Origin of the sequence: Pseudomonas sp. WS 5412, assembly GCF_012985615.1 — a bacterium.
Taxonomy (GTDB): domain Bacteria; phylum Pseudomonadota; class Gammaproteobacteria; order Pseudomonadales; family Pseudomonadaceae; genus Aquipseudomonas; species Aquipseudomonas shahriarae.
This window is the reverse complement of the sequence record NZ_JAARMB010000035.1, coordinates 1-19,976: the sequence shown is the minus strand read 5'-3', so window position 1 is coordinate 19,976 and position 19,976 is coordinate 1. Positions and strand designations below refer to the sequence as shown.

Genomic DNA, 19,976 nt, shown 5'->3' with positions numbered 1-19,976 from the left:
TACGCCTACCATCTTTGCGCTTGAGCCTTGCTCACTCAAATCCGAACAGCTTTGAATGCATTTCATTTATACGAGTTCTTATCAACTGGAGTTCTGACGTTAAATCGATTTTTCGTAGCCGCGATTGATGCTCCAGATTGACTAAGTCCTCTTTAGCCGATTCGAGTTCATCACGAATCCTCAATTTTTCACTATAGCTAGAGATCGAAGTGATGGCCTTATATTCTGTGTAAAAATAATTGTACAGTGAGTCGGGATCAGCGTGCCCTGTAAGTTCAGCCACCTCCAGGCATACGCTATCTCTAAGTTCAGGCGTCCATCCATTTTTTAGGTGCGGATTTTTAGCGAACCGTGCTTCAAGCCTAATGTTGATTTCGCGAGTAACAAAGCGATGCCTAAACATAGAGAGGCATACGCGTGAACTCGTTAGGCCTGCACCTTCGCACAATCGATCAAACTCCTTGGTAATTGACGATTTCTTTAGCGCCTTGCCGTTTTCACCTATAAAAAAATTATTTGGTTGTAAGCAATAAATGCCTTTTGATTGTAAAAAATCTATGTACTCTTGACGAGCCTCTAGATATTGATTGAAACGTCGGGCGGACGGAAAGTCGATTTTAAATCTGCGAACAAGGCTTGGGTCGCCTCGTTTCCTTGTTGGGGCTGTAATTTGCTTTGTCCTCGTGATGTTGTTATTTAGCTCCAAAGGGAGTTCATGCAGCTCTTCTGGGCGAAGCCCCATAAGTTTCATCGTCCTAATAAGACACATTCGCCGCTCATATAAATATATGTTGGTAGCTGTGAACAGGTCGATATCTTTTATCGATTTGAGTTTTGAGCGAGCTGGCAAATGTTCCACGTCGTGCTTTCGGATGATCTCATTTTGGAGTTTTTGGATGGTTTCTTCGTCGATTGGCACTTTGTCATCGTTGTAAGGGACTGGCGAAACTATTTCTGGGTGATATAGATAGCTTCTTCCATTCCACTTGCTAAATTTTACCTCTACTGTGATGTTCGCACCAGTATCCTTGACCCCGACGAGTTTAAATATTGATACTTCTGGGTGATTGTCGGTTATCCAGTGCAGGAAATCTAATGTGCGTTTTTGAATCTGTATTGTTTGGTTGTTGTTACGAGCCAGCCGTACACCGGATGGCGTCACAATCGTTTCTTGAACTAAAAATTCCTTCATGGCTACGAAATTGTGTTCGGTGAACTCTGTAATTGAAACTTGGTTCCTGTAGCAGTATCGAACGAATGATGAAATTTGAGCAGCATATGTTTTGGCGGTTTCTGTTGCATTGGTAGTAGCACATATATTAGTAAGCCACATGTTTATCAAATGGCACGGGCGTCCATTAGGCCATCGAACTAGCACCAAATTATTAATTACTTTGGTTTTTCCTATGAAATTATCTTTGTTTTTTTTGTATATGGGTATTGCCTTTCCGGGCAGCCTAGCTTTCTCATAAATGGTATATAATTGCTTACCCACCGTCTTTTCCTCCTTTGATCACAGTAAGGCTGGACGCGGTAAAGTTGTTGTGGTGTATCAGAAAAGAATAATGTTTTGCCTTTGAGGTCTGAAGTTTTATATCAATACTTGCCAATATTTCGCTTGCATTATTTGAGTTTTGCTGGACGAGAAGCGACATAAATTTGTAAAGTTCAAAATAAGCCATAGAGCTTATGTGCGCATCTAGTAAGGCGCTTTTTGCCTGGTCTTCAGCGGAAGGCATAGGGGCGGTTGGCGGTGTAGCGGCGTTGGGAACATGCAAAGCGAAAGCTGCTGCCCTCATGGACTTGAGATCAATCCAGAGATCCAGTCCACGTTGCTGCTCGCTAAGTTCTAAAGCAGCGCTCTTTAATGAGTTCAACGAGATTTTATCGAACCATTTTGATACCCTCAGGCCACAAAAAAGACGCATTGTGCTTAGCGCATTTATTTCCAGTTTAGATGGATTAATTTTTCTCTCGGTGATCTCTGCTAACCACTTTAGACGAAGTCTAAAATTATCACTTGTCGTATTTCTCATCTTTTCTTTCGCCTAGTTTAATAGCAAAATCGATGGCATAGACATCAGCGTCGTAATTTTCCAGCCTGATTGAATAAGTTTTCATATCAAAGTCGGAGCGATATCCCACTTTGTCTAGATATTTCATGAATTCGCTTTTGCTTATGGTTGATATGCTCGTTGCATCGAAGTGCTTAAGTGCCTCGGCGTGGAGAGCGACTAACCCATCATTTTCTTCTTTTGTTAATATTCCCAGTTCTAAAGCAATAAGCTTGTCGTCGATACACTCGGATTCGTACCGTATCGCTTCGGCATCGGATATGTCATAAGCAGTATAGTCATCAATGTTCCTCCGGTCAGCGTGCCCTGCTAAATATCTAAGCAACTCTTTAGACCCGTCCCCGTAGTGGCGGTGAGTTATCAGGAGAAAGAACTTTCGCATTTCGTGCACGCGGATATACCAACGTCGACCTTTTTTGTCTATTGGCGTGTTAATAATCTCGCAAAAGCTATTCAAGCATAAGTTTACTTTCCACATATTGCATTTCGGTGGCGGGAGCTTGAAACCCCTGCCGGGTATATAAAACAATTTCTCGGCGTGAGGCCGTTCATCATTATAAATTTTAGAGAGTCCAACACCAAGAACTTGAAGGAGTTGAATGGCTCGGGCAGTCAGTGATGGTATCGGGCGTATGATATCTGGGTTAATTCCTATCTGGCCCGCTTTCCCGGCTTCATGTTCCAAGAATGCTCCGCCGCCAGGATTATCAAGCCATAGGCACGCCCGATCGAGATGGCTTATTTCCTTGTTGCGAATTGGCTTAAGCATACCGATGACTAGTGCGCAGGCGCCAAAAAAACTCTCCATAACAGCTTTATAGTGCGTTTCGCCAGTTGGAAAATTTTTTTTCTTTTTGGTTTGCAGTTTGGTAATGTTTAACGCTTCATCTAAGCGCTGGGAAGGCAATCCCTCTATATCCTTAGTCATCCATAGATGTTTAGTTTCTTCAAAAAGCTCTTGCTTCTTCACGGATTGTTTAGAAAGTGAATAATTTTCGTCGATTTCTCTGAATTTCTCGATGTAAAAAATTAAGGAGTTCACAACTGCCTCGCCATATACCGTTACCCACTTCGCTGCTTCATTTAGCGCGTCCAGACCAATGGTGAGCGGGATTAAATTAGTGTGTCCCGGACTTTTGAGGTTGGTCGCATATTCTTTGACCAAAGATTCAATATCGATATCTATTTTTGGGATGTCATCAGGCAATTTGCTATGCCCGTTAAAAAACAACTTCATAAAGTAAAGCTGATCTTTGAAGTGTTTAACGCTCAAGCTGGTATCGGCTGCTTCCTCTATCGATTTGGTATTTTGGGTGTAATGAAGGTTTTTGCGCGTGCCGACCTGCAAAACATCTGCGTTTGTAAGTTTTGGCTCGAATTGCCTAATAAATAATCTGAAGCTCGGCGCGTGAAGTGCTGTAGGTGCTTTTCCCAAGACTTCTGCAATATATTCTCGAGAAAGCATTCCTTTCGTATAATTACTGTCTTGTGCGATACCTACGTAAAAATTATTATCCTGAAAGTAGCGAATGGCTGATGACTTGAATTGCTCATCAAGCTCGTCTAAATTGTCTAGGATTGCTTCAAGGGTACACTGCGTCTCAATCACTTGAAAAAGATGTGTAATGAATCTTTCTTTGAGTAGCAGTGCCGAATTCCAGCCCCCTGTACTCAGCTCATCAGCTATCGCTTCACAAGCATCAATATCAAGCAGCATAAATCCATTTGCTTCAGGCTTATAAATGAATCGGTGTAGATTTATCCAAGATGCTAGGTTGAACGAGAATTGGAGGTAATTCATCCAGCGACCTGGAGCGACGAGTTTGCCGGTAAGAGAACCCATTCGACAGTGGTAGAGCCATTTTTGTAGTGTCGTCAAAAGCCGCTGGTTACTTTCGTCGGTTAAGTTGCTCCCGTCCGGCATTAGACGATTAAAGTCAATAAAGGTAGGGTCATTAATATTTGGAAAGCTGACTGCCCATTTATCACTGCCTATTTCACCCGACACCAACCAGTCAGCCTTATACGTAAAATCACGTTTGTTCAATCTACTTTTCGATTCGGCCTGATTGATCATGGCTCGGATGCGTGCTTCGTTTAAATCTGTTTGGAGATCATTCATGCAGAAGTTACCATCAGTGGGTTCATTATAAAGCCTAAACTAATGGCTGGAATTTCTTGGCTAGGTTTTGTGCTTCAGCGTGTGCTTTCTTTAATAAACTCAATGAATCGCCTCCAATCCTGTCCGCGATTGCGATTTCTGCGTTCGAGGCGGTATTGAAGTCCAGATTAGCGGTTTGGGTAAAAAGTTTTTTTAGGATTACATAGACCCAGAGTGGGAGATCTGTTCCGGGATCAATTTTCATTGTTTCCTCGCGTGGCATTTTTTCAATCACGTCTGCATACGCATAAATCGCTGCGAGGCTTTTTGGACATAACTGAAACAATATTTCACTTTCTACGAACATCTGAATAAGCGAGCTTGGATCAGCAGCGTAATGCCCCAGTCGAGAGCGGATGGCCTCGCTTAAAGCGTCACCCCTGTTTAGGCCCAGGAGTACTTTTCGAATAAAGTTCTGGAGATCTTCTCTTGTTTCAAAATCAGAAGCCTCCTGTTGCCATGGGCTGCCCTCTGTGGAAACTAGAATTAATTTTTGATGTAGGACTCTTAACAGTCTAGTATTCCAGCGGTGAAGCATCCATTTAGGAATGTATTTGGCCTCAACAACTTGAACGGAATTTCCTAGTAGATCTGCTACTGCCTGAAGACTTCCTGTTCGCAAAAACTCTAGTATTCCTTGGGTGCATCTAAGTCGATACAGGTTAACCATGGGTGGAGTTATGCCGACATTTTTTAGCTGCGATGTGTAAATGTCGTACAGAGAAAGTCCTGGATTGGTAGAGAGCGATTTAGTAAAGTCGGGGTTAGACCCTACTTGGTTTCGAGTTGAAATTAGGAAAAGTTTCCGGTAGCCGCTTTTCTTTTTATCAAGAAGTCGCTTCCTCACATTTCTTGTACACCGAATCACATCTTGGACAATTCGTTTACTGAGGGATGGAAGAACCGAAACTTTACGCTCTCTACCGCGCGGCTTGCTCACGCTTAGTGTAATGCGTTTTGTATCAGAATTTCCTCGGAGATAAAACTTTCCATTTTGTGTGTAAAGCTTGACATTGCCTAGAGCAGATGGATTGAACGTTGGGTTTTCAGTGATGATGATTGCGCAAGCAACCGCGCAATCTCTAGGTGAGAGGTTTCCCAGTAGGCGATTAAATGTTTCATTTACCTGGTTGTTTTCAATTCCATCATCTTGCGCGACCTTCCATATACCAGAAGTTATTTTCGGTCTGGTGTGTGAGTTTTGTATAACGCCGTGAAAAAACGGTATTTTTTCAAGCTCTTTGTAGGTTAAGGTTGGAAGCTGGTCGGTAAAATTTAAGTAATAGTGCGCTGCAGCGAGAAACCAGCGCATTCCGTCTTCCGTAGAAGGATCTGCAATATGTTTACCGTTTTTGCGGAAGCAGCCTGACGACAACACATCTTCAATTTCTTCAATTGAAATGCTCTCAATAATAACTCTACCTTTCTCATGGCACCGAAGCATTTTTTCCCAGTAGTCGACGCAGCAATCAACAACTGTGCCTGCTCGAAGGTCTAGGGTCTTTTTGAGATTCAGAAGATACGCGTCATCATTTAGGCTTAAGCCATCTTCAATTAGATATTTTTTTGGTAGCAAACATTTGATGTCCTTTGGTATGGGGGGCTTTTCACGTTGATGGCCAAGGGGGTTGCCATTGTTACTATCTGATGTCGCATTAGAGGAAAGCTTTTCATTAGGGATATATACATCTGACGGAATAAATCCGCTGCGTTGCAGCTTCTTGTAGAGAAAAGCAATCCCTGACCAATGGTCAATTCTCGTTTTGTATTTCCGCCGGGAATCTGTAAGGAAATTACCGTAATGCGATAAGACAAAGCTGTCCCAGTTTTCTGGTTCAGGCGGAAACGGTCGGGAATCGCTTTTAACTTGGCTGAAAATGTTTCTTGCAGACCTGAAGTGACCCCTATAGCTGGTCACAGCATTACTCAGGCACAAGCTTTTGATTCCTTCAGCCATTTGAACGAGCGCAGCTCTGTCAAAACAAGGGGGAACGGCCAGGGTAGAAGAGCGAAACCCAAGTATTGTTTCGTCGTCTGGCCAACTGAAATACAGGGAGTCGTCGGTGATTTCGTAACTGAGCATGGGATTTGGCCATTGGCGAAGGTCTCCTTGAAAAGTAGCCGCTCGTTTGACAGTGTCAAATTTTCAGTGTCAAAAAAGGCTCGTAACCCATTGATTTTAATGAGTATAGGTTTGGTATACCCATTAATATGTCTAGAAAACACTTATGCTGGATATCAACGGCATCCTTGGCCTGGCTGCGTTGATGGGCGGCATCAAGCATGGGGAGCAGTCCTACAATGATGATTCGGCGCGGACCTACAGCGTGATGATCTTGACTGCCATGGGCGTGTCCATGGTGGTGCCGGAATTTATCCCCGAGGCCGACTGGAAAATCTACTCGGCCTTCACCATCGGTGCGATGGTGGTGTTGTATGCCTTGTTCCTGCGTATGCAGGTGGGGCCACACAGCTACTTCTTCAGCTACAGCTATCCGGAAAAACGTCGCAAGCCATCGCCGCAAGAGCACGCCTCGCCGGTCAACCTGACGTTCTCCATCGCGACCCTGGTGTTTGGTGTGGTGGTGATTGGCGCATTGGCCGAGGTGATGTCCAAGACCCTGGACCTTGGCCTGGAGGGCACGGGGGCGCCGCCGGTGATCACGGCGATCCTGGTGGCGGCGATTTCCGCCGCCCCGGAGATTCTGACCGCCTTGCGCGCAGCCTTGGCCAACCGCATGCAGTCGGTGGTCAACATCGCGCTGGGGGCTTCGTTGTCGACGGTGATTCTGACGGTGCCGGTGATGGAAGCCATGGCGCTGTACACCGGCCAGCCGTTTCAGATGGCGATGACCCCGGTGCAAACGGTGATGGTGTTTATCACGCTGATTGTCAGTGCGATCAACCTCAACGATGGCGAAACCAACGCCATCGAAGGGATGACCCATTTTGTATTGTTTGCGACCTTTATCATGCTGTCGCTGCTGGGGGTGTAGGCCTGGCTAGGTGATTTTGCGCGCGGGCCAGAGCCCGTTTTCAAACATCCTGTCGCTTTCCTGTTTCAACTCGGTAATCACACGTGCGACGCAAGGGTCCGTCAACTTTCCCCGGTGGCGGGCGATGCAGATGGTGCGAGTAACCCGAGGGACTATCAGCGCGGCCTGCAATTGCCGGGTGCGTAGTTTTTCCGCAACGGAACTGGCGGCCTGGATACCGAACCAGTTGCCGGTTTCTATCAAGCGCACCTGGAATTCGCCGGAATCTATTTCAATGCTCACATTGAGGGTGAGGTCGTGGCCCGCCAAATGATTGTCCAACAGGGTGCGAATACGGTTGAGGCGCGAGGCCATGACCAGCGGAAACTCCGAGAGCCTTTTGACGTTGATCTCCTGCAGATTGAGCAGGCTGTGACTGCCTACCAAGTAGAGATCTTCCTGGGCGAAGTCTTCGCAGACCACCTCGGTGGAGGATTTGCGGTCGAACAGCAGCGCGATGTCCAGTTTTCCGTCGCTCAGCCAATCCCAAAGATAAGCGGACGGGGACTCTACGACGCGCAAGCGGATTCCCGGGTAGGCGGCTGCCAGTCGGGTCAGGAGTGGGACGACCAATACATTGGCGCAAGAGTAGGGCACGCCTATGACGACTTCTCCTTCGGGAAAATCAGAATCTTCATGTATTTTTTTGTAGGCCATTTCGGCCATGCCCAGTAGTTCATAAGCGCTGCTTAAAAAACGTTGGCCCAATGCAGTCGGCGAAGCCCCTCTGGCATCTCTCGTTAACAATTGCACACCAATAGCTTGTTCGAGTTTGGTCAACGTTACAGTAAGAGCAGGTTGTGCAATGCCCAGTTTGCGCGATGCGGCCGTCACACTGCCTTCTTCGCATACAGTCACAAATGCAATGAGCCTGCCTATATCGAGCTTTCGGGCATTTTTCATGGGTTAGCCTGTCATAGGGTATATATCTTAAATATGGGTCAATCAAAAAACGGTATTTCCAATATAGCCTGAGTAGGATCAATCTCAAGTGATTAAACAAGCTGTGTATTAAAAAAAGCAGAGGTAATCACAATGACGATCCAGGACATTGCATTGAAGTCTATCGAGGGTTTTCATGTTGGCGGAGAGCGCGTGTATATGGACGGCTTTCCGGAACAACTGATGACCAAGGTTCCCGGCGCCGCGCCTATCCGGGTGTCCATGAATGGGCATCACATGGTTGGCCAGATGTATTGCCAGCGGTATACACAAAGCAACCCACGCTCCCCCTATCCACTGGTTTTCCTGCATGGCGGCGGCCTGACCGGCGCCTGTTGGGAAAACACACCGGATGGCCGGCCGGGGTGGTTGACGTTTTTTCTGAAGGCCCGATACGACGCCTGCTTATGCGATGCGTTTGAGCGTGGACGTGCATCCTGGCCTGCCTATCCCGAGATCCTCGCAGGCAAGCCTGAACACCGGACGCTGGATGCGGTATGGCATCATTTCCGCTTCGGTCCGGCGTCCAGTTACTGCGCTGAGGCCCGTGAAGAGCAGGCTTACCCCGGGCAGCAATTCCCGGTGGAGCACCTGGATGTTTTTGGCCAACAGTTCGTGCCTCGCTGGGCAGGTACCGATCACCGGGCACTTGCCGGCTATAGAGCCTTGCTGGAAAAAATTGGACCTTGTGTATTGATCGGGCATAGCCAGGGCGCTTACTACGCCCTGCAACTGGCGCAGGAGTTTGCAGGAACGGTGAAAGGGGTGGTTGCTATCGAGCCATCGGCAGTTCCCGAACTATCCAAAAGTGCACTGACGCTTCCTCCGCATCTAGCCATTTGGGGGGATTTCATTCGCGATAAAAGTGTCATGTGGGAGAGCTACCTTCACAGATGTGAGGCGTACTTTGAGCAACTGCAAAATAAATCGGTAGATTCCCGGGTCTTGGAGTTGCCGACGGTCGGAGTGTCGGGTAACAGTCATATGTTGATGATGGATGCTAACAGCAATCAAGTGGCCGGAATGATTGATGAGTGGTTGGTTAGTCTTGCTTGAAACGTTGAATAATAAAAATAATAATTTGAGAGGGTTTACATCTCTCAATGGGGGGAAGTATGCAGGCTGCAAAGGCAGAGTTGGCGCAAGACAGTGTCTCGGATGATGTTCAGGGCCAGGCACTGATAAGAAAAATAACCTGGCGCTTGATGCCATTAATTATAATTTGCTTTTTTTTTGCATTTTTTGATCGGATCAATATCAGTTTTGTAAAGTTTCAGCTGGAAAGCGAGTTAGGGTTCGGTAATTCGGTGTATGGGCTGGGGGCCAGTTTATTTGTTGTCGGGTATGTGATTTTCGAAGTGCCCAGTAACTTGATGCTCTACAAGGTGGGGGCGCGCAGGTGGATTGCCAGGATCATGATGTCCTGGGGGATTGCTACTTGTGCCATGGTCTTTGTCCAGACCGAATGGCAGTTTTATGTGCTGCGCTTCCTGATCGGCGCAATGGAAGCGGGTTTTGGGCCGGGGGTCGTATTTTACCTGACGCTTTGGTTTCCTTCTGCATTTCGAGGTCGAGCGACGTCGCACTTGTTCCTCGCTTCGGCATTTTCAGGACTGATAGGCGCACCCTTGGCGGGGCTCCTGTTAGAACATATGGATAACGTGTTTGGTCTTCCCGGGTGGCATTGGCTGTTTCTATTCGGAGGTGTTCCCTGCGTTGTGCTGGGGATCGTTGTCTTGAATGTACTCTGTGATCGTGTGGAGGACGCTAAATGGCTGACGCGGGCCGAAAAATCATGGTTGGCGCAAAAAATATCGGAAAAGAACCAATCGTCTTCTGTAGAGCACTCCTTTCGAAGCGCATTGAAATCGCCGATTCTTCTGTTGTTGGGGTTTCTCTATTTTCTCATTCAGCTTGGGTCCCATGGCCTTAATTTCTGGGCGCCGCATTTGATTCGTTCCACTGGGGTGGAGTCGTCAGGCACATTGGGGCTTTTGACTGCGGTGCCTTACGTCTGTGGGGCAATTGCGATGATTACCGTTGGACGCCTGTCAGACCGTTCAGGCGAGCGCCGAAAATTCGTGGCAGGCCTGTTGTTGCTGGCGTCTATCGGATTTCTGTTAGCGGGCTTTTTCGATGACGATACGACGTTGCTGGTGATTGCCCTGGGCGTATTGGGCGGTGGCGTGATTGCCTCCATCCCCGCATTCTGGGCATTGCCGCCGATGATTCTATCGGGAGCGGCCGCGGCGGGAGGTATCGCATTGATCAACACGTTGGGGCAGTTCGGTGGAATCGTCAGCCCATTGATGGTCAGTCAGATCATCGAGTTTACGGGGAGTGCGACGCCCGCGTTGTATGTGATCAGCGCCACCAGCTTGTTGGCGTGCCTGATCCTGATGTTTATGTTGCCGGACAAACTTAAACATAAAGACCTGTAACCAGAGCGCTGTTTTCCCTGCGTTTTGTGCAAGTGCCAAAGCAGCGACCCAGGTCGCTGCTTTGGCATTCGAGCTCGGGCCCGGGCCCGTCTTAGGACGCGTTGATCAACTGCCGCGCCGCCTGGCTGTGATCGGCGATCAAGGCCTTGAGGTCCATGCCCTCGATTTGCCCGTCGATCACCCGCCACTTACCGCCCACCATCACCCGGTCCGCCCGGTCCGCGCCGCATAGCAGCAGGGCCGACAGTGGGTCGTGGCTGCCGGAGAAGCGCAGCTCATCGAGCTTGAACAGGGCCAGGTCGGCCTGTTTGCCCACCGCCAGTTCGCCAATGTCGCTGCGGCCCAGCAGTTTGGCGGAGCCTTTGGTGGCCCAGCCGAGTACGCCTTCAGGGGTGATTTTCTCCGCGCCATAACGCAGGCGTTGGATGTACAAAGCCTGGCGCGCTTCGAGAATCATGTTGGACGCATCGTTGGAGGCCGAACCGTCCACGCCCAGGCCAATCGGCGCGCCGGCGGCGATCAGGTCCAGGGTCGGACAGATGCCGGAGGCCAGGCGCATATTGGAGCTTGGGCAATGGCAGATACCGGTGCCGGCTGCGCCCAGGCGGGCGATTTCATCCGGGTTGAAGTGAATGCCATGGGCCAGCCAGGTGCGGGGGCCGAGCCAGCCGACGCTGTCGAGGTAGTCCACGGTGCGCAGGCCGAAGCGCTGCAGGCAGAAGTCTTCTTCGTCGAGGGTTTCGGCCAGGTGGGTGTGCAGGCGCACATCGAGTTGGTTGGCCAGTTCGGCGCTGGCGCTCATGATTTCGGGGGTGACCGAAAATGGCGAGCAAGGCGCCAGGGCAATCTGGATCTGCGCACCGTCGCCGCGCTCGTGGTAGCGCTGGATCAGGCGTTGGCTGTCTTCAAGGATCACTTCGCCCTGCTGCACGGTCTGCTGCGGTGGCAGCCCGCCGTCGGCTTCGCCCAGGCTCATGGAACCGCGGGTGAGCATGGCGCGCATGCCCAGTTCGCGCACGCTCTCGACTTGCACGTCGATCGCCTGTTCCAGGCCATCGGGAAACAGGTAGTGGTGATCGGCCGCGGTGGTGCAGCCGGAGAGCAGCAGCTCGGCGAGGGCGACTTTGCTGGCCAGCGCGAGTTTTTCCGGGGTCAGGCGCGCCCACACCGGGTACAGGGTTTTCAGCCAGGGGAACAACGGCTGGTTGACCACCGGCGCCCAGGCGCGGGTCAGGGTTTGGTAGAAATGATGATGGGTGTTGATCAGGCCGGGAAGCACCACGTGCTCGCGGGCGTCGAAGGTTTGTTCGCAGGCGATGCTCGGTTGCTGGCCGAGGGCGAGCACTTCGACGATCACACCGTCTTGCAGCACCAGGCCGCCACGGGCGTCCAGGGTGTTGGCAGTGAAAATCGCGAGGGGGTTTTTTAACCAGATACGGGTCGCAGGCATTGGCCGGCTCCTCTGAATGATGGGTTCAGGTTTGCCAGCTCAGTGTTGCCCTGTCTGCTGATCCAGGGTCGCCGGTAAGGGCGAGGTGGGAAGTTTACGTGGAGTGAGCGGTGGGGTCTATCCACCGCTTATCTGCTGGCTTACCAGGGAATGGTCTGTCCCTTGTAGTTGACGAAGTGATGGCCGCCCTTGCCGGTGTAGGCGTTCACTTGGGCGATCAGGCCGCGCACGCTGGTTTCCACGTCCAGGTCGGCCCCTTCGCCGCCCATATCGGTCTTGACCCAGCCCGGATGCAGCGACAATACGGTCAGCTTCTGCTCGCCCAGTTGCGTCACGAAGCTATTGGTCATGGAGTTCAGCGCGGCCTTGCTGGCCTTGTACAGCGCAAGGTCCGGCGCGTCGGGCATGGTCACACTGCCCAGTACCGAACTCATGAACGCCAGCACGCCGCTGCCCTGGCGAATCTGCGGGGCAAAGCGCTGGGCCAGGTTGATCGGTGCCACAGCATTGGTGAAAAACAGTTGGCCGACTTCGGCCTGGGTGGCATGGCCCGGGGTCTGGTTGGCCGGGCCCTTGACGCCGGCGTTGACGAACAGCAGGTCGAAGGTCTGGGCTTTCAGGCGCTGGTTCAAGGCGATGACGGCCTGTTGGTCGTCCATGTCCAGTTGCTCGATCTGTACCGGGCCGAGGGCTTTGAGGGCGTCGGCTTTTTGCGGGTTGCGCACGGTGGCGGTGACTTGCCAGCCGTCAGCCAGCAATTGCTTGACCAGGCCAAGGCCCAGCCCGCGCGAGGCGCCGATGATCAATGCGGTTTTTGGCGTAGACATGAAGGCTTCCTATGGCATCGAGGTTCAGTGAACAACCTTATCAGGTTCAGCGTTGCAGCAGGATTCGTCCGCGGCTCAGGTCGGCCAACTGGGTTTGCAAGGTGTCGATATGGGCTTCGCCGAGGGCCAGTTGTAGCTCCACGCCATTGGCGGTGAAGGTTTCTTCTACCACCAGGCCGCCCAGTTCGGCGACACGCAGCTTGACCAGGGGCAGTTCAGCAAAGCCGCAGGCGCAGCTCAACGGCACACGGCTGATCAGCTCGATACGCTCGGCGTTTTGCAGGCATTTATTCGCGCCACCGCCATACGCCCGGGCCAGGCCGCCGGTACCCAGTTGGATGCCGCCGTACCAGCGGACCACCAGCACCACGACCTGATCGAACCCCTGGGCCTCGATGGCAGCCAGGATCGGTCGCCCAGCAGTGCCGCCGGGTTCGCCGTCGTCGTTGCTGCGGTATTGCCCACCGAGTTTCCAGGCCCAGCAGTTATGTGTGGCGTTGAGGTCGCTGTGCTGCTCGATAAACCCCTGGGCGTCTTGCGGGCTGCTAATCGGCGCGGCATAGGTGATGAAGCGGCTTTTGCGGATTTCTTCGCGAAATTCGCAAAAGCCCGTAAGGGTGAAAGGCATTGAGTCGCTTCGTTCAGAGGGCCGGCTTGATGCCACAGCCTTTGAGAATAATGTGGATAAGGTTGTTACCCGCGTCTTCCATATCCTGCTTGGTCAGCTTGGTACGGCCGGTCACGCGGCAGATCTGGGTGGCAAAGTCAGCGTAATGCTGAGTGCTGCCCCACAGCAGGAAGATCAAGTGTACCGGATCGACAGGGTCCATCTTGCCGGCATCTATCCAGGCCTGGAACACGGCGGCGCGGCCGCTGAACCAGGTGCGGTAGTCCTGGCTGAAATATTCGGTAAGGCATTCGCCGCCGCTGATGATCTCCATGGCGAAGATCCGCGAGGCCTGTGGCTGGCGTCGCGAGTATTCCATCTTGGTGCGGATGTAGCGGGTCAGTGCTTCGGCGGGATCATCCTCGGCGGTCAGGGTGTTGAAGGTGCTGTCCCACAGCTCGAGGATATTGCTCAGTACCGCGATATACAGCCCCAGCTTATTGGTGAAGTAGTAATGCAGGTTGGCCTTCGGCAGCCCGGCGCTCGCGGCGATGGTGTTCATGCTGGTGCCTTTGTAGCCATGCCGGGCGAATTCGTCTTCGGCGGCCTGGATGATCGCTTGTTCATTCTTTTGCCGAATGCGGCTGGCGGGTTTTCCGGCGTGGCTGTTGTGGGCAGGAACTTCGAGGCTCATGGAGGTTTCCGTGCAGATCGATGAATGCGATTGCTGCACAGATAACCCACCCTCAAGCCTCAGACAAGTCCCGATACGATAAAAGCGTCAAAGCGGTTCCAGCGTATCGCTTTCCAGGGCTGGATTTGCGGCAGGTGTTGCGGCCTTGGATTCCGGCAGGAGCAGGCACAACACGATTGCCGTCAGCCCGCCGCTGGTGATGGCCGAATCGAACAGGTTCTGCACCAGGGTTGGCATCAGGTGCAACAGGTTCGGTTGCGCCGCGATGCCCAGTCCGACCCCGAACGAGGTGGCGATGATCAGCATGCTGCGCCGATCCAGCGGGGCCTGGGCCAGGATGCGCACGCCGGCGGCGGCAACACTGCCGAACATTACCAGGGTCGCGCCACCCAGCACGGGTTTGGGGATTTGCTGCAAGACTGCGCCAATCAGTGGAAACAACCCGAGAACAGCACCACGCCGATGTACAGGCCCACATAGCGGCTGGCAACGCCGGTCAACTGGATCACCCCGTTGTTCTGGGCAAAGGTGGTGTTGGGGAAGGCACTGAAGGTGGCAGCGATCATGCAACTGACGCCATCTCCGAGCACGCCGCCCTTGAGCCGGCTTATATAGGAAGGGCCGCTGATGGGCTGGCGGGCGATCATGCAGTTGGCAGTGAGGTCGCCTACGGTTTCGATACTGCTGATCAGATAAATCAGCGCTACCGGTAGGAAGGCGCTCCAATCGAAACTGAAACCAAAATGGAATGGCGTCGGCAGGCTGATCAAGGGCAGGTCGGGCAGGGGCTGGGGCACCAGCTTGCCGCTGAACCAGGCGGCGACGCTGCCCAGCAGCAGGCCGATGATGATCGCGCTCAGGCGTACCCACGGCGTGTTCGAGCGGTTGAGCAGGATAATCGTCAGCACCACGAACAGGCCCAGGGCCAGGTTGGTCGGCGCGCCAAAGTCCGGCGCATTGAAGCCGCCGCCCAGGTCGGTGATACCTACCTTGATCAGGCTGATGCCAATCAGGGTAATGACAATCCCGGTTACCAGCGGCGTGATGACCCGGCGTAACTGGCCGATAAACCGGCTCAACATGACCTGCACCAACGCGCCGAAAAAACACACGCCGAAGATCATTGCCAGAATGTCTTCCGGGCTGCCGCCACGCTGCTTGACCAGGAAGCCCGCCGACAACACCGCGCCGAGAAAGGCAAAGCTGGTGCCTTGCAGGCAGATCATCCCTGCGCCAATCCCAAATGGCCTACGGGCCTGGATGAAGGTACCGACACCGGAAACCATCAGCGCCATGCTGATCAAGTAGGGCAAGTGGGCGGCCAGGCCCAGGGTCGAACCGATGATCAGCGGCGGGGTGATGATGCCGACGAAGCTGGCGAGTACATGTTGCAGGGCGGCAAGCAGGGCGGGCAATGGTTTGGGGCGGTCGTTGAGGCCGTAGATCAGGTCGCTGGCGCTGGAGGATTCTGGTGGCATGGCATGTGGACTCAGGGCTGACGGTTCATGGTCCCTGTGCCTTGCAAAAAGCTGTCCACTTGCTCAGGTTTTGTATGGGGCCCGTATCAGCGGGTCGCTGCCAGGCTTTCGAGGAAGCTTTCCAGCACCAAATGAGGGCGACGGCCTTTGCGCGTGACCGAAGCCAGGCTTAAATCGTAAAAGCGTGTAGCCGGTTTCAGCGCGCGTAGTCGGCCTTGTTGCACCCATAGGCTGGCGTAGTGGTCGGGCAGGTAGCCGATGAAGCGCCCGGTGAGGATCAGGAAGGCCATGCCTTCGCGGTCGGAAGCGCTGGCGGTGCAGTTGAGCGCTTGATAGTGGGCCTGGATGTCGGCGGGCAGGCGGAAGGTCGGCGCGATGGCGTCCTGGCTATTGATGCGCAGGTCGTCCAGTTGTTTGTTTTCGGCGTAGAACAGCGGATGACCCACCGCACAGTAAAGCAGCGAGCGCTCGCTATACAGCGGTTGGTATTCCAGGCCCGACAGCGCGCTGGCCTGGGGCACCACGCCGACATGCAGGCGCCCGTCGAGCACGCCTTGTTCCACTTCGTTGGGGGCGATCATGCGGATCTGGATCTGCACGTCGGGACCGCGCTCTTTCAACTGCGCCAATGCATGGGTGATGCGCATATGCGGCAGGGTCACCAGGTTATCGGTCAGGCCGATGGTCAGTTCGCCGCGCAGGTGTTGGTGCAGGCCGTTGACCTCGGTGCGGAAACTTTCCAGCGCGCTTAATAGTTGCAGTGCCGATTGGTAGACCTCGCGGCCTTCTTCCGTCAGGGAGAAGCCGGCGCGCCCGCGTTGGCACAGGCGCAGGCCCAGGCGTTGTTCCAGGTCGCTCATTTGCTGGCTGATGGCGGAACGGCCGATGCCCAGCACGGTTTCTGCCGCCGAGAAGCCGCCGCACTCCACCACGCTGCGGAAGATGCGCAGCAAACGGATATCGAAGTCGCTGACTTGTGCCAGTGGATCGGGTCGGCGGCTGCTCATAGTTTAGTAAAGGCCTGACTGAAGGTTAGAAGAGTTGCATTTCTTAGACTTTATCTCCGTGGCAATTTAGCTGCAACAACGCTTTTCAATCCCGACGCTGCCTTTTGCCCTGCGAGGTTTTGCTGATGAACATGCCCGAAAACGCCCCATCCACCCTGGCCAGCCAATTGAAACTGGATGCCCACTGGATGCCTTACACCGCCAACCGTAACTTCCAGCGCGACCCGCGCCTGATCGTGGGGGCCGAAGGCAGTTGGTTGATCGATGACAAGGGGCGCCGGGTCTATGACTCGTTGTCGGGCCTGTGGACCTGCGGCGCAGGGCACACGCGCAAGGAAATCCAGGAAGCGGTCGCCAAGCAATTGGGCACCCTGGACTACTCGCCGGGCTTCCAATACGGTCATCCTTTGTCCTTCCAGTTGGCAGAAAAGATTACCGACCTGACCCCAGGTAACCTGAATCACGTGTTCTTCACCGACTCCGGCTCCGAGTGCGCCGATACGGCGGTGAAGATGGTGCGTGCGTACTGGCGCCTAAAGGGCCAGGCGACCAAGACCAAAATGATCGGTCGTGCCCGTGGGTATCACGGGGTAAACATCGCCGGCACCAGCCTGGGCGGCGTCAACGGTAACCGCAAGATTTTTGGCCAGGCGATGATGGATGTCGATCACCTGCCGCACACCCTGCTGGCGAGCAATGCCTTCTCCCGCGGTATGCCGGAGCAGGGCGGTATTGCCTTGGCTGACGAGTTGCTCAAGCTGGTCGAGTTGCATGATGCGTCGAATATCGCTGCGGTGTTCGTTGAGCCGATGGCGGGCTCCGCTGGTGTGCTCGTGCCGCCACAGGGTTATCTCAAGCGCCTGCGTGAAATTTGTGATCAGCACAATATCCTGCTGGTGTTCGACGAAGTGATTACCGGCTTTGGTCGTACCGGCTCGATGTTCGGCGCAGACAGCTTCGGCGTGACCCCAGACCTGATGTGCATCGCCAAGCAAGTCACCAACGGTGCGATCCCGATGGGGGCAGTGATTGCCAGCAGCGAGATTTATCAGACCTTCATGAACCAGGCGACGCCTGAGTATGCGGTGGAATTCCCACACGGCTATACCTACTCGGCGCACCCGGTAGCGTGCGCGGCGGGGCTGGCGGCATTGGATCTGTTGCAGAAGGAAAACCTGGTGCAGAGCGTGGCTGAAGTCGCGCCGCACTTTGAGAATGCGCTGCATGGCCTCAAGGGCAGCAAGAACGTAATCGACATCCGTAACTACGGCCTGGCCGGTGCGATCCAGATTGCACCGCGTGATGGGGATGCCATCGTGCGTCCATTCGAGGCGGGCATGGCGTTGTGGAAGGCGGGGTTCTATGTGCGCTTTGGCGGCGACACCCTGCAGTTCGGCCCAACCTTCAACAGCAAGCCGCAGGACCTGGATCGCTTGTTCGATGCGGTCGGCGAAGTGCTGAACAAGATCGACTGATTTCTTCTTCTATATAGAACAACTGTCGGGCGCGACACGTGTCGCGCCTGTGGACAACTTTTCAGGAGCCTTGCATGAGCCTTATCCAGCATTTGATCAACGGCGAATTGGTCAACGACAGCGGTCGTAGTGCCGATGTGTACAACCCGTCCACCGGCCAGGTGATTCACCAGGTGCCATTGGCCAGCCGTGAAACCATTCAACAAGCCATCGACTCGGCCAAGGCGGCGTTCCCGGCCTGGCGCAACACACCACCGGCCAAGCGTGCCCAGGTGATGTTTCGTTTCAAGCAATTGCTGGAGCAGAACGAAGCACGCATCTCCCAGTTGATCAGCGAAGAGCATGGCAAGACCCTGGAAGACGCTGCCGGCGAACTGAAGCGCGGGATTGAGAACGTCGAGTACGCGTGCTCGGCACCGGAAATCCTCAAGGGCGAATACAGCCGCAACGTCGGCCCGAACATTGATGCCTGGTCCGATTTCCAGCCGTTGGGCGTGGTGGCAGGTATTACGCCGTTCAACTTCCCGGCCATGGTGCCGCTGTGGATGTATCCGCTGGCCATCGTCTGCGGTAACTGCTTCATCCTCAAGCCATCAGAGCGCGACCCAAGCTCGACGCTGCTGATCGCCCAGTTGCTGCAGGAAGCCGGTTTGCCCAAAGGCGTACTGAGCGTGGTGCATGGTGACAAGGGTGCGGTGGATGCGCTGATCGAGGCGCCTGAGGTCAAGGCCTTGAGTTTTGTCGGTTCGACGCCGATTGCCGAGTACATCTATTCCGAAGCAACTAAGCGCGGCAAGCGTGTACAGGCGCTGGGCGGGGCGAAGAACCATGCGGTGCTGATGCCGGATGCGGATCTGGATAACGCGGTCAGTGCCTTGATGGGCGCAGCCTACGGTTCCTGCGGCGAGCGTTGCATGGCGATCTCGGTGGCCGTGTGTGTGGGTGACCAGGTGGCGGATGCTCTGATCGCCAAGCTGGTGCCGCAGGTCAAGGCGCTGAAAATTGGTGCGGGTACTTCCTGTGGCCTGGACATGGGGCCGCTGGTTTCTGCGCAGGCGCGGGACAAGGTCAGTGGCTATATAGAAGACGGTGTGTCTTCGGGAGCTGAGCTGGTGGTCGATGGGCGTGGCCTGAGCGTCAGTGGTCATGAGGACGGTTTCTTCCTCGGTGGCTGCCTGTTTGATCGCGTGACACCGGAAATGCGCATCTATAAAGAAGAGATCTTTGGCCCAGTGCTGTGCATCGTCCGGGTGAACAGCCTGGAAGCGGCGATGCAACTGATCAATGACCATGAATATGGCAACGGCACCTGCATCTTTACCCGTGACGGTGAAGCGGCGCGGTTGTTCTGTGACGAGATTGAAGTGGGCATGGTGGGGGTCAACGTTCCATTGCCGGTGCCGGTGGCGTATCACAGCTTTGGTGGCTGGAAGCGTTCGCTGTTTGGCGACTTGCACGCCTACGGGCCGGATGGGGTGCGGTTCTATACCCGTCGCAAGGCGATCACTCAGCGTTGGCCGCAGCGTGCCAGCCATGAAGCGTCGCAGTTCGCGTTCCCTAGTTTGTAAGGTTGCATGAATAGAAAGCCGGCCATTGGGGGCCGGCTTTCGCGTTTTCGGGGCTTTTTTGACCGATATGACAGAATTGTGAAAATAGGGGTTGACGGCAGATTCTGGAAGTCTATAATTCGCCCCACTTCCGGCGCAGTCGAAACGGAAAACTCCTTGGTAAACAAAGAGTTACGCAGAATTCGACAGCGAGTTGCTTCAGTTCATCGAAGCCCA

Annotated in this window: 14 protein-coding genes and 2 pseudogenes; 5 read left to right on the top strand and 11 right to left on the bottom strand. The window is 53.6% G+C overall.

From position 1 onward, the window contains the following. Window positions 1–31: 31 nt before the first annotated feature. From HBR94_RS27310 to HBR94_RS27295, 4 genes are read right to left on the bottom strand one after another with little or no spacing between them, the layout of a single operon-like run. The gene (locus tag HBR94_RS27310) at window positions 32–1,495 is read right to left on the bottom strand and encodes a hypothetical protein (protein WP_170045850.1); all 1,464 of its coding nucleotides are present in this window, start codon (window positions 1,493–1,495) and stop codon (window positions 32–34) included. Beyond that, entirely contained in the window at window positions 1,488–2,036 is a 549-nt protein-coding gene (locus HBR94_RS27305; RefSeq protein WP_156322298.1) for a hypothetical protein, read from the bottom strand. The genes HBR94_RS27310 and HBR94_RS27305 overlap by 8 nt, the downstream gene beginning before the upstream one ends. Then, window positions 2,017–4,197, bottom strand: coding sequence for a hypothetical protein (locus tag HBR94_RS27300; RefSeq protein ID WP_170045849.1), 2,181 nt, complete (start codon window positions 4,195–4,197; stop codon window positions 2,017–2,019). The genes HBR94_RS27305 and HBR94_RS27300 overlap by 20 nt, the downstream gene beginning before the upstream one ends. Window positions 4,198–4,231: 34 nt before the next feature. Continuing rightward, complete coding sequence (locus tag HBR94_RS27295; RefSeq protein ID WP_170045848.1) at window positions 4,232–6,319, bottom strand: hypothetical protein; 2,088 nt, start codon at window positions 6,317–6,319, stop codon at window positions 4,232–4,234. Window positions 6,320–6,461: 142 nt separating this feature from the next. On the opposite strand from HBR94_RS27295, the pseudogene HBR94_RS27290 reads away from it, so the two are divergent. Then, window positions 6,462–7,232: pseudogene (locus HBR94_RS27290) on the top strand (calcium:proton antiporter); the annotation flags it as partial. Between the two features lie 6 nt (window positions 7,233–7,238). On the opposite strand, the gene HBR94_RS27285 reads toward HBR94_RS27290, so the two are convergent. After that, window positions 7,239–8,174, bottom strand: coding sequence for a LysR family transcriptional regulator (locus HBR94_RS27285; RefSeq protein ID WP_120731484.1), 936 nt, complete (start codon window positions 8,172–8,174; stop codon window positions 7,239–7,241). A 132-nt stretch (window positions 8,175–8,306) separates the two neighbouring features. On the opposite strand from HBR94_RS27285, the gene HBR94_RS27280 reads away from it, so the two are divergent. Both HBR94_RS27280 and HBR94_RS27275 read left to right on the top strand, forming a co-directional pair. Beyond that, window positions 8,307–9,269, top strand: coding sequence for an alpha/beta fold hydrolase (locus HBR94_RS27280; protein WP_120731486.1), 963 nt, complete (start codon window positions 8,307–8,309; stop codon window positions 9,267–9,269). Window positions 9,270–9,328: 59 nt separating this feature from the next. Next, window positions 9,329–10,654: an MFS transporter gene (locus HBR94_RS27275; protein WP_057958249.1), complete on the top strand. Its 1,326-nt coding sequence runs from the start codon at window positions 9,329–9,331 to the stop codon at window positions 10,652–10,654. 91 nt (window positions 10,655–10,745) lie between these two features. Here the strand turns inward: HBR94_RS27275 and HBR94_RS27270 are convergent, their stop codons facing one another. From HBR94_RS27270 to HBR94_RS27245, 6 genes and pseudogenes are all read right to left on the bottom strand, one after another. Next, window positions 10,746–12,104, bottom strand: coding sequence for an 8-oxoguanine deaminase (locus HBR94_RS27270; RefSeq protein ID WP_115127321.1), 1,359 nt, complete (start codon window positions 12,102–12,104; stop codon window positions 10,746–10,748). A 140-nt stretch (window positions 12,105–12,244) separates the two neighbouring features. After that, on the bottom strand, window positions 12,245–12,931 hold the full coding sequence (locus tag HBR94_RS27265) for an SDR family oxidoreductase (protein WP_057437656.1): 687 nt from the start codon (window positions 12,929–12,931) through the stop codon (window positions 12,245–12,247). A 46-nt stretch (window positions 12,932–12,977) separates the two neighbouring features. After that, window positions 12,978–13,559 (bottom strand): YigZ family protein, encoded by a 582-nt coding sequence (locus HBR94_RS27260; protein ID WP_057437658.1) that lies wholly within the window; start codon window positions 13,557–13,559, stop codon window positions 12,978–12,980. 13 nt (window positions 13,560–13,572) lie between these two features. Next, a complete protein-coding gene (locus HBR94_RS27255) occupies window positions 13,573–14,232 on the bottom strand; it encodes a TetR/AcrR family transcriptional regulator (protein WP_057437660.1) in 660 nt (219 codons plus the stop codon). Window positions 14,233–14,319: 87 nt separating this feature from the next. Beyond that, window positions 14,320–15,710 (bottom strand): annotated as a pseudogene (locus HBR94_RS27250) (nucleobase:cation symporter-2 family protein). An 86-nt stretch (window positions 15,711–15,796) separates the two neighbouring features. Next, complete coding sequence (locus tag HBR94_RS27245) at window positions 15,797–16,717, bottom strand: LysR family transcriptional regulator (protein WP_057437664.1); 921 nt, start codon at window positions 16,715–16,717, stop codon at window positions 15,797–15,799. A 125-nt stretch (window positions 16,718–16,842) separates the two neighbouring features. Between HBR94_RS27245 and HBR94_RS27240 the strand changes: the two genes are divergently transcribed. Next, on the top strand, window positions 16,843–18,192 hold the full coding sequence (locus HBR94_RS27240; protein WP_057958253.1) for an aspartate aminotransferase family protein: 1,350 nt from the start codon (window positions 16,843–16,845) through the stop codon (window positions 18,190–18,192). A 74-nt stretch (window positions 18,193–18,266) separates the two neighbouring features. After that, window positions 18,267–19,760: a CoA-acylating methylmalonate-semialdehyde dehydrogenase gene (locus tag HBR94_RS27235; protein WP_057958254.1), complete on the top strand. Its 1,494-nt coding sequence runs from the start codon at window positions 18,267–18,269 to the stop codon at window positions 19,758–19,760. Window positions 19,761–19,976: the final 216 nt, after the last annotated feature.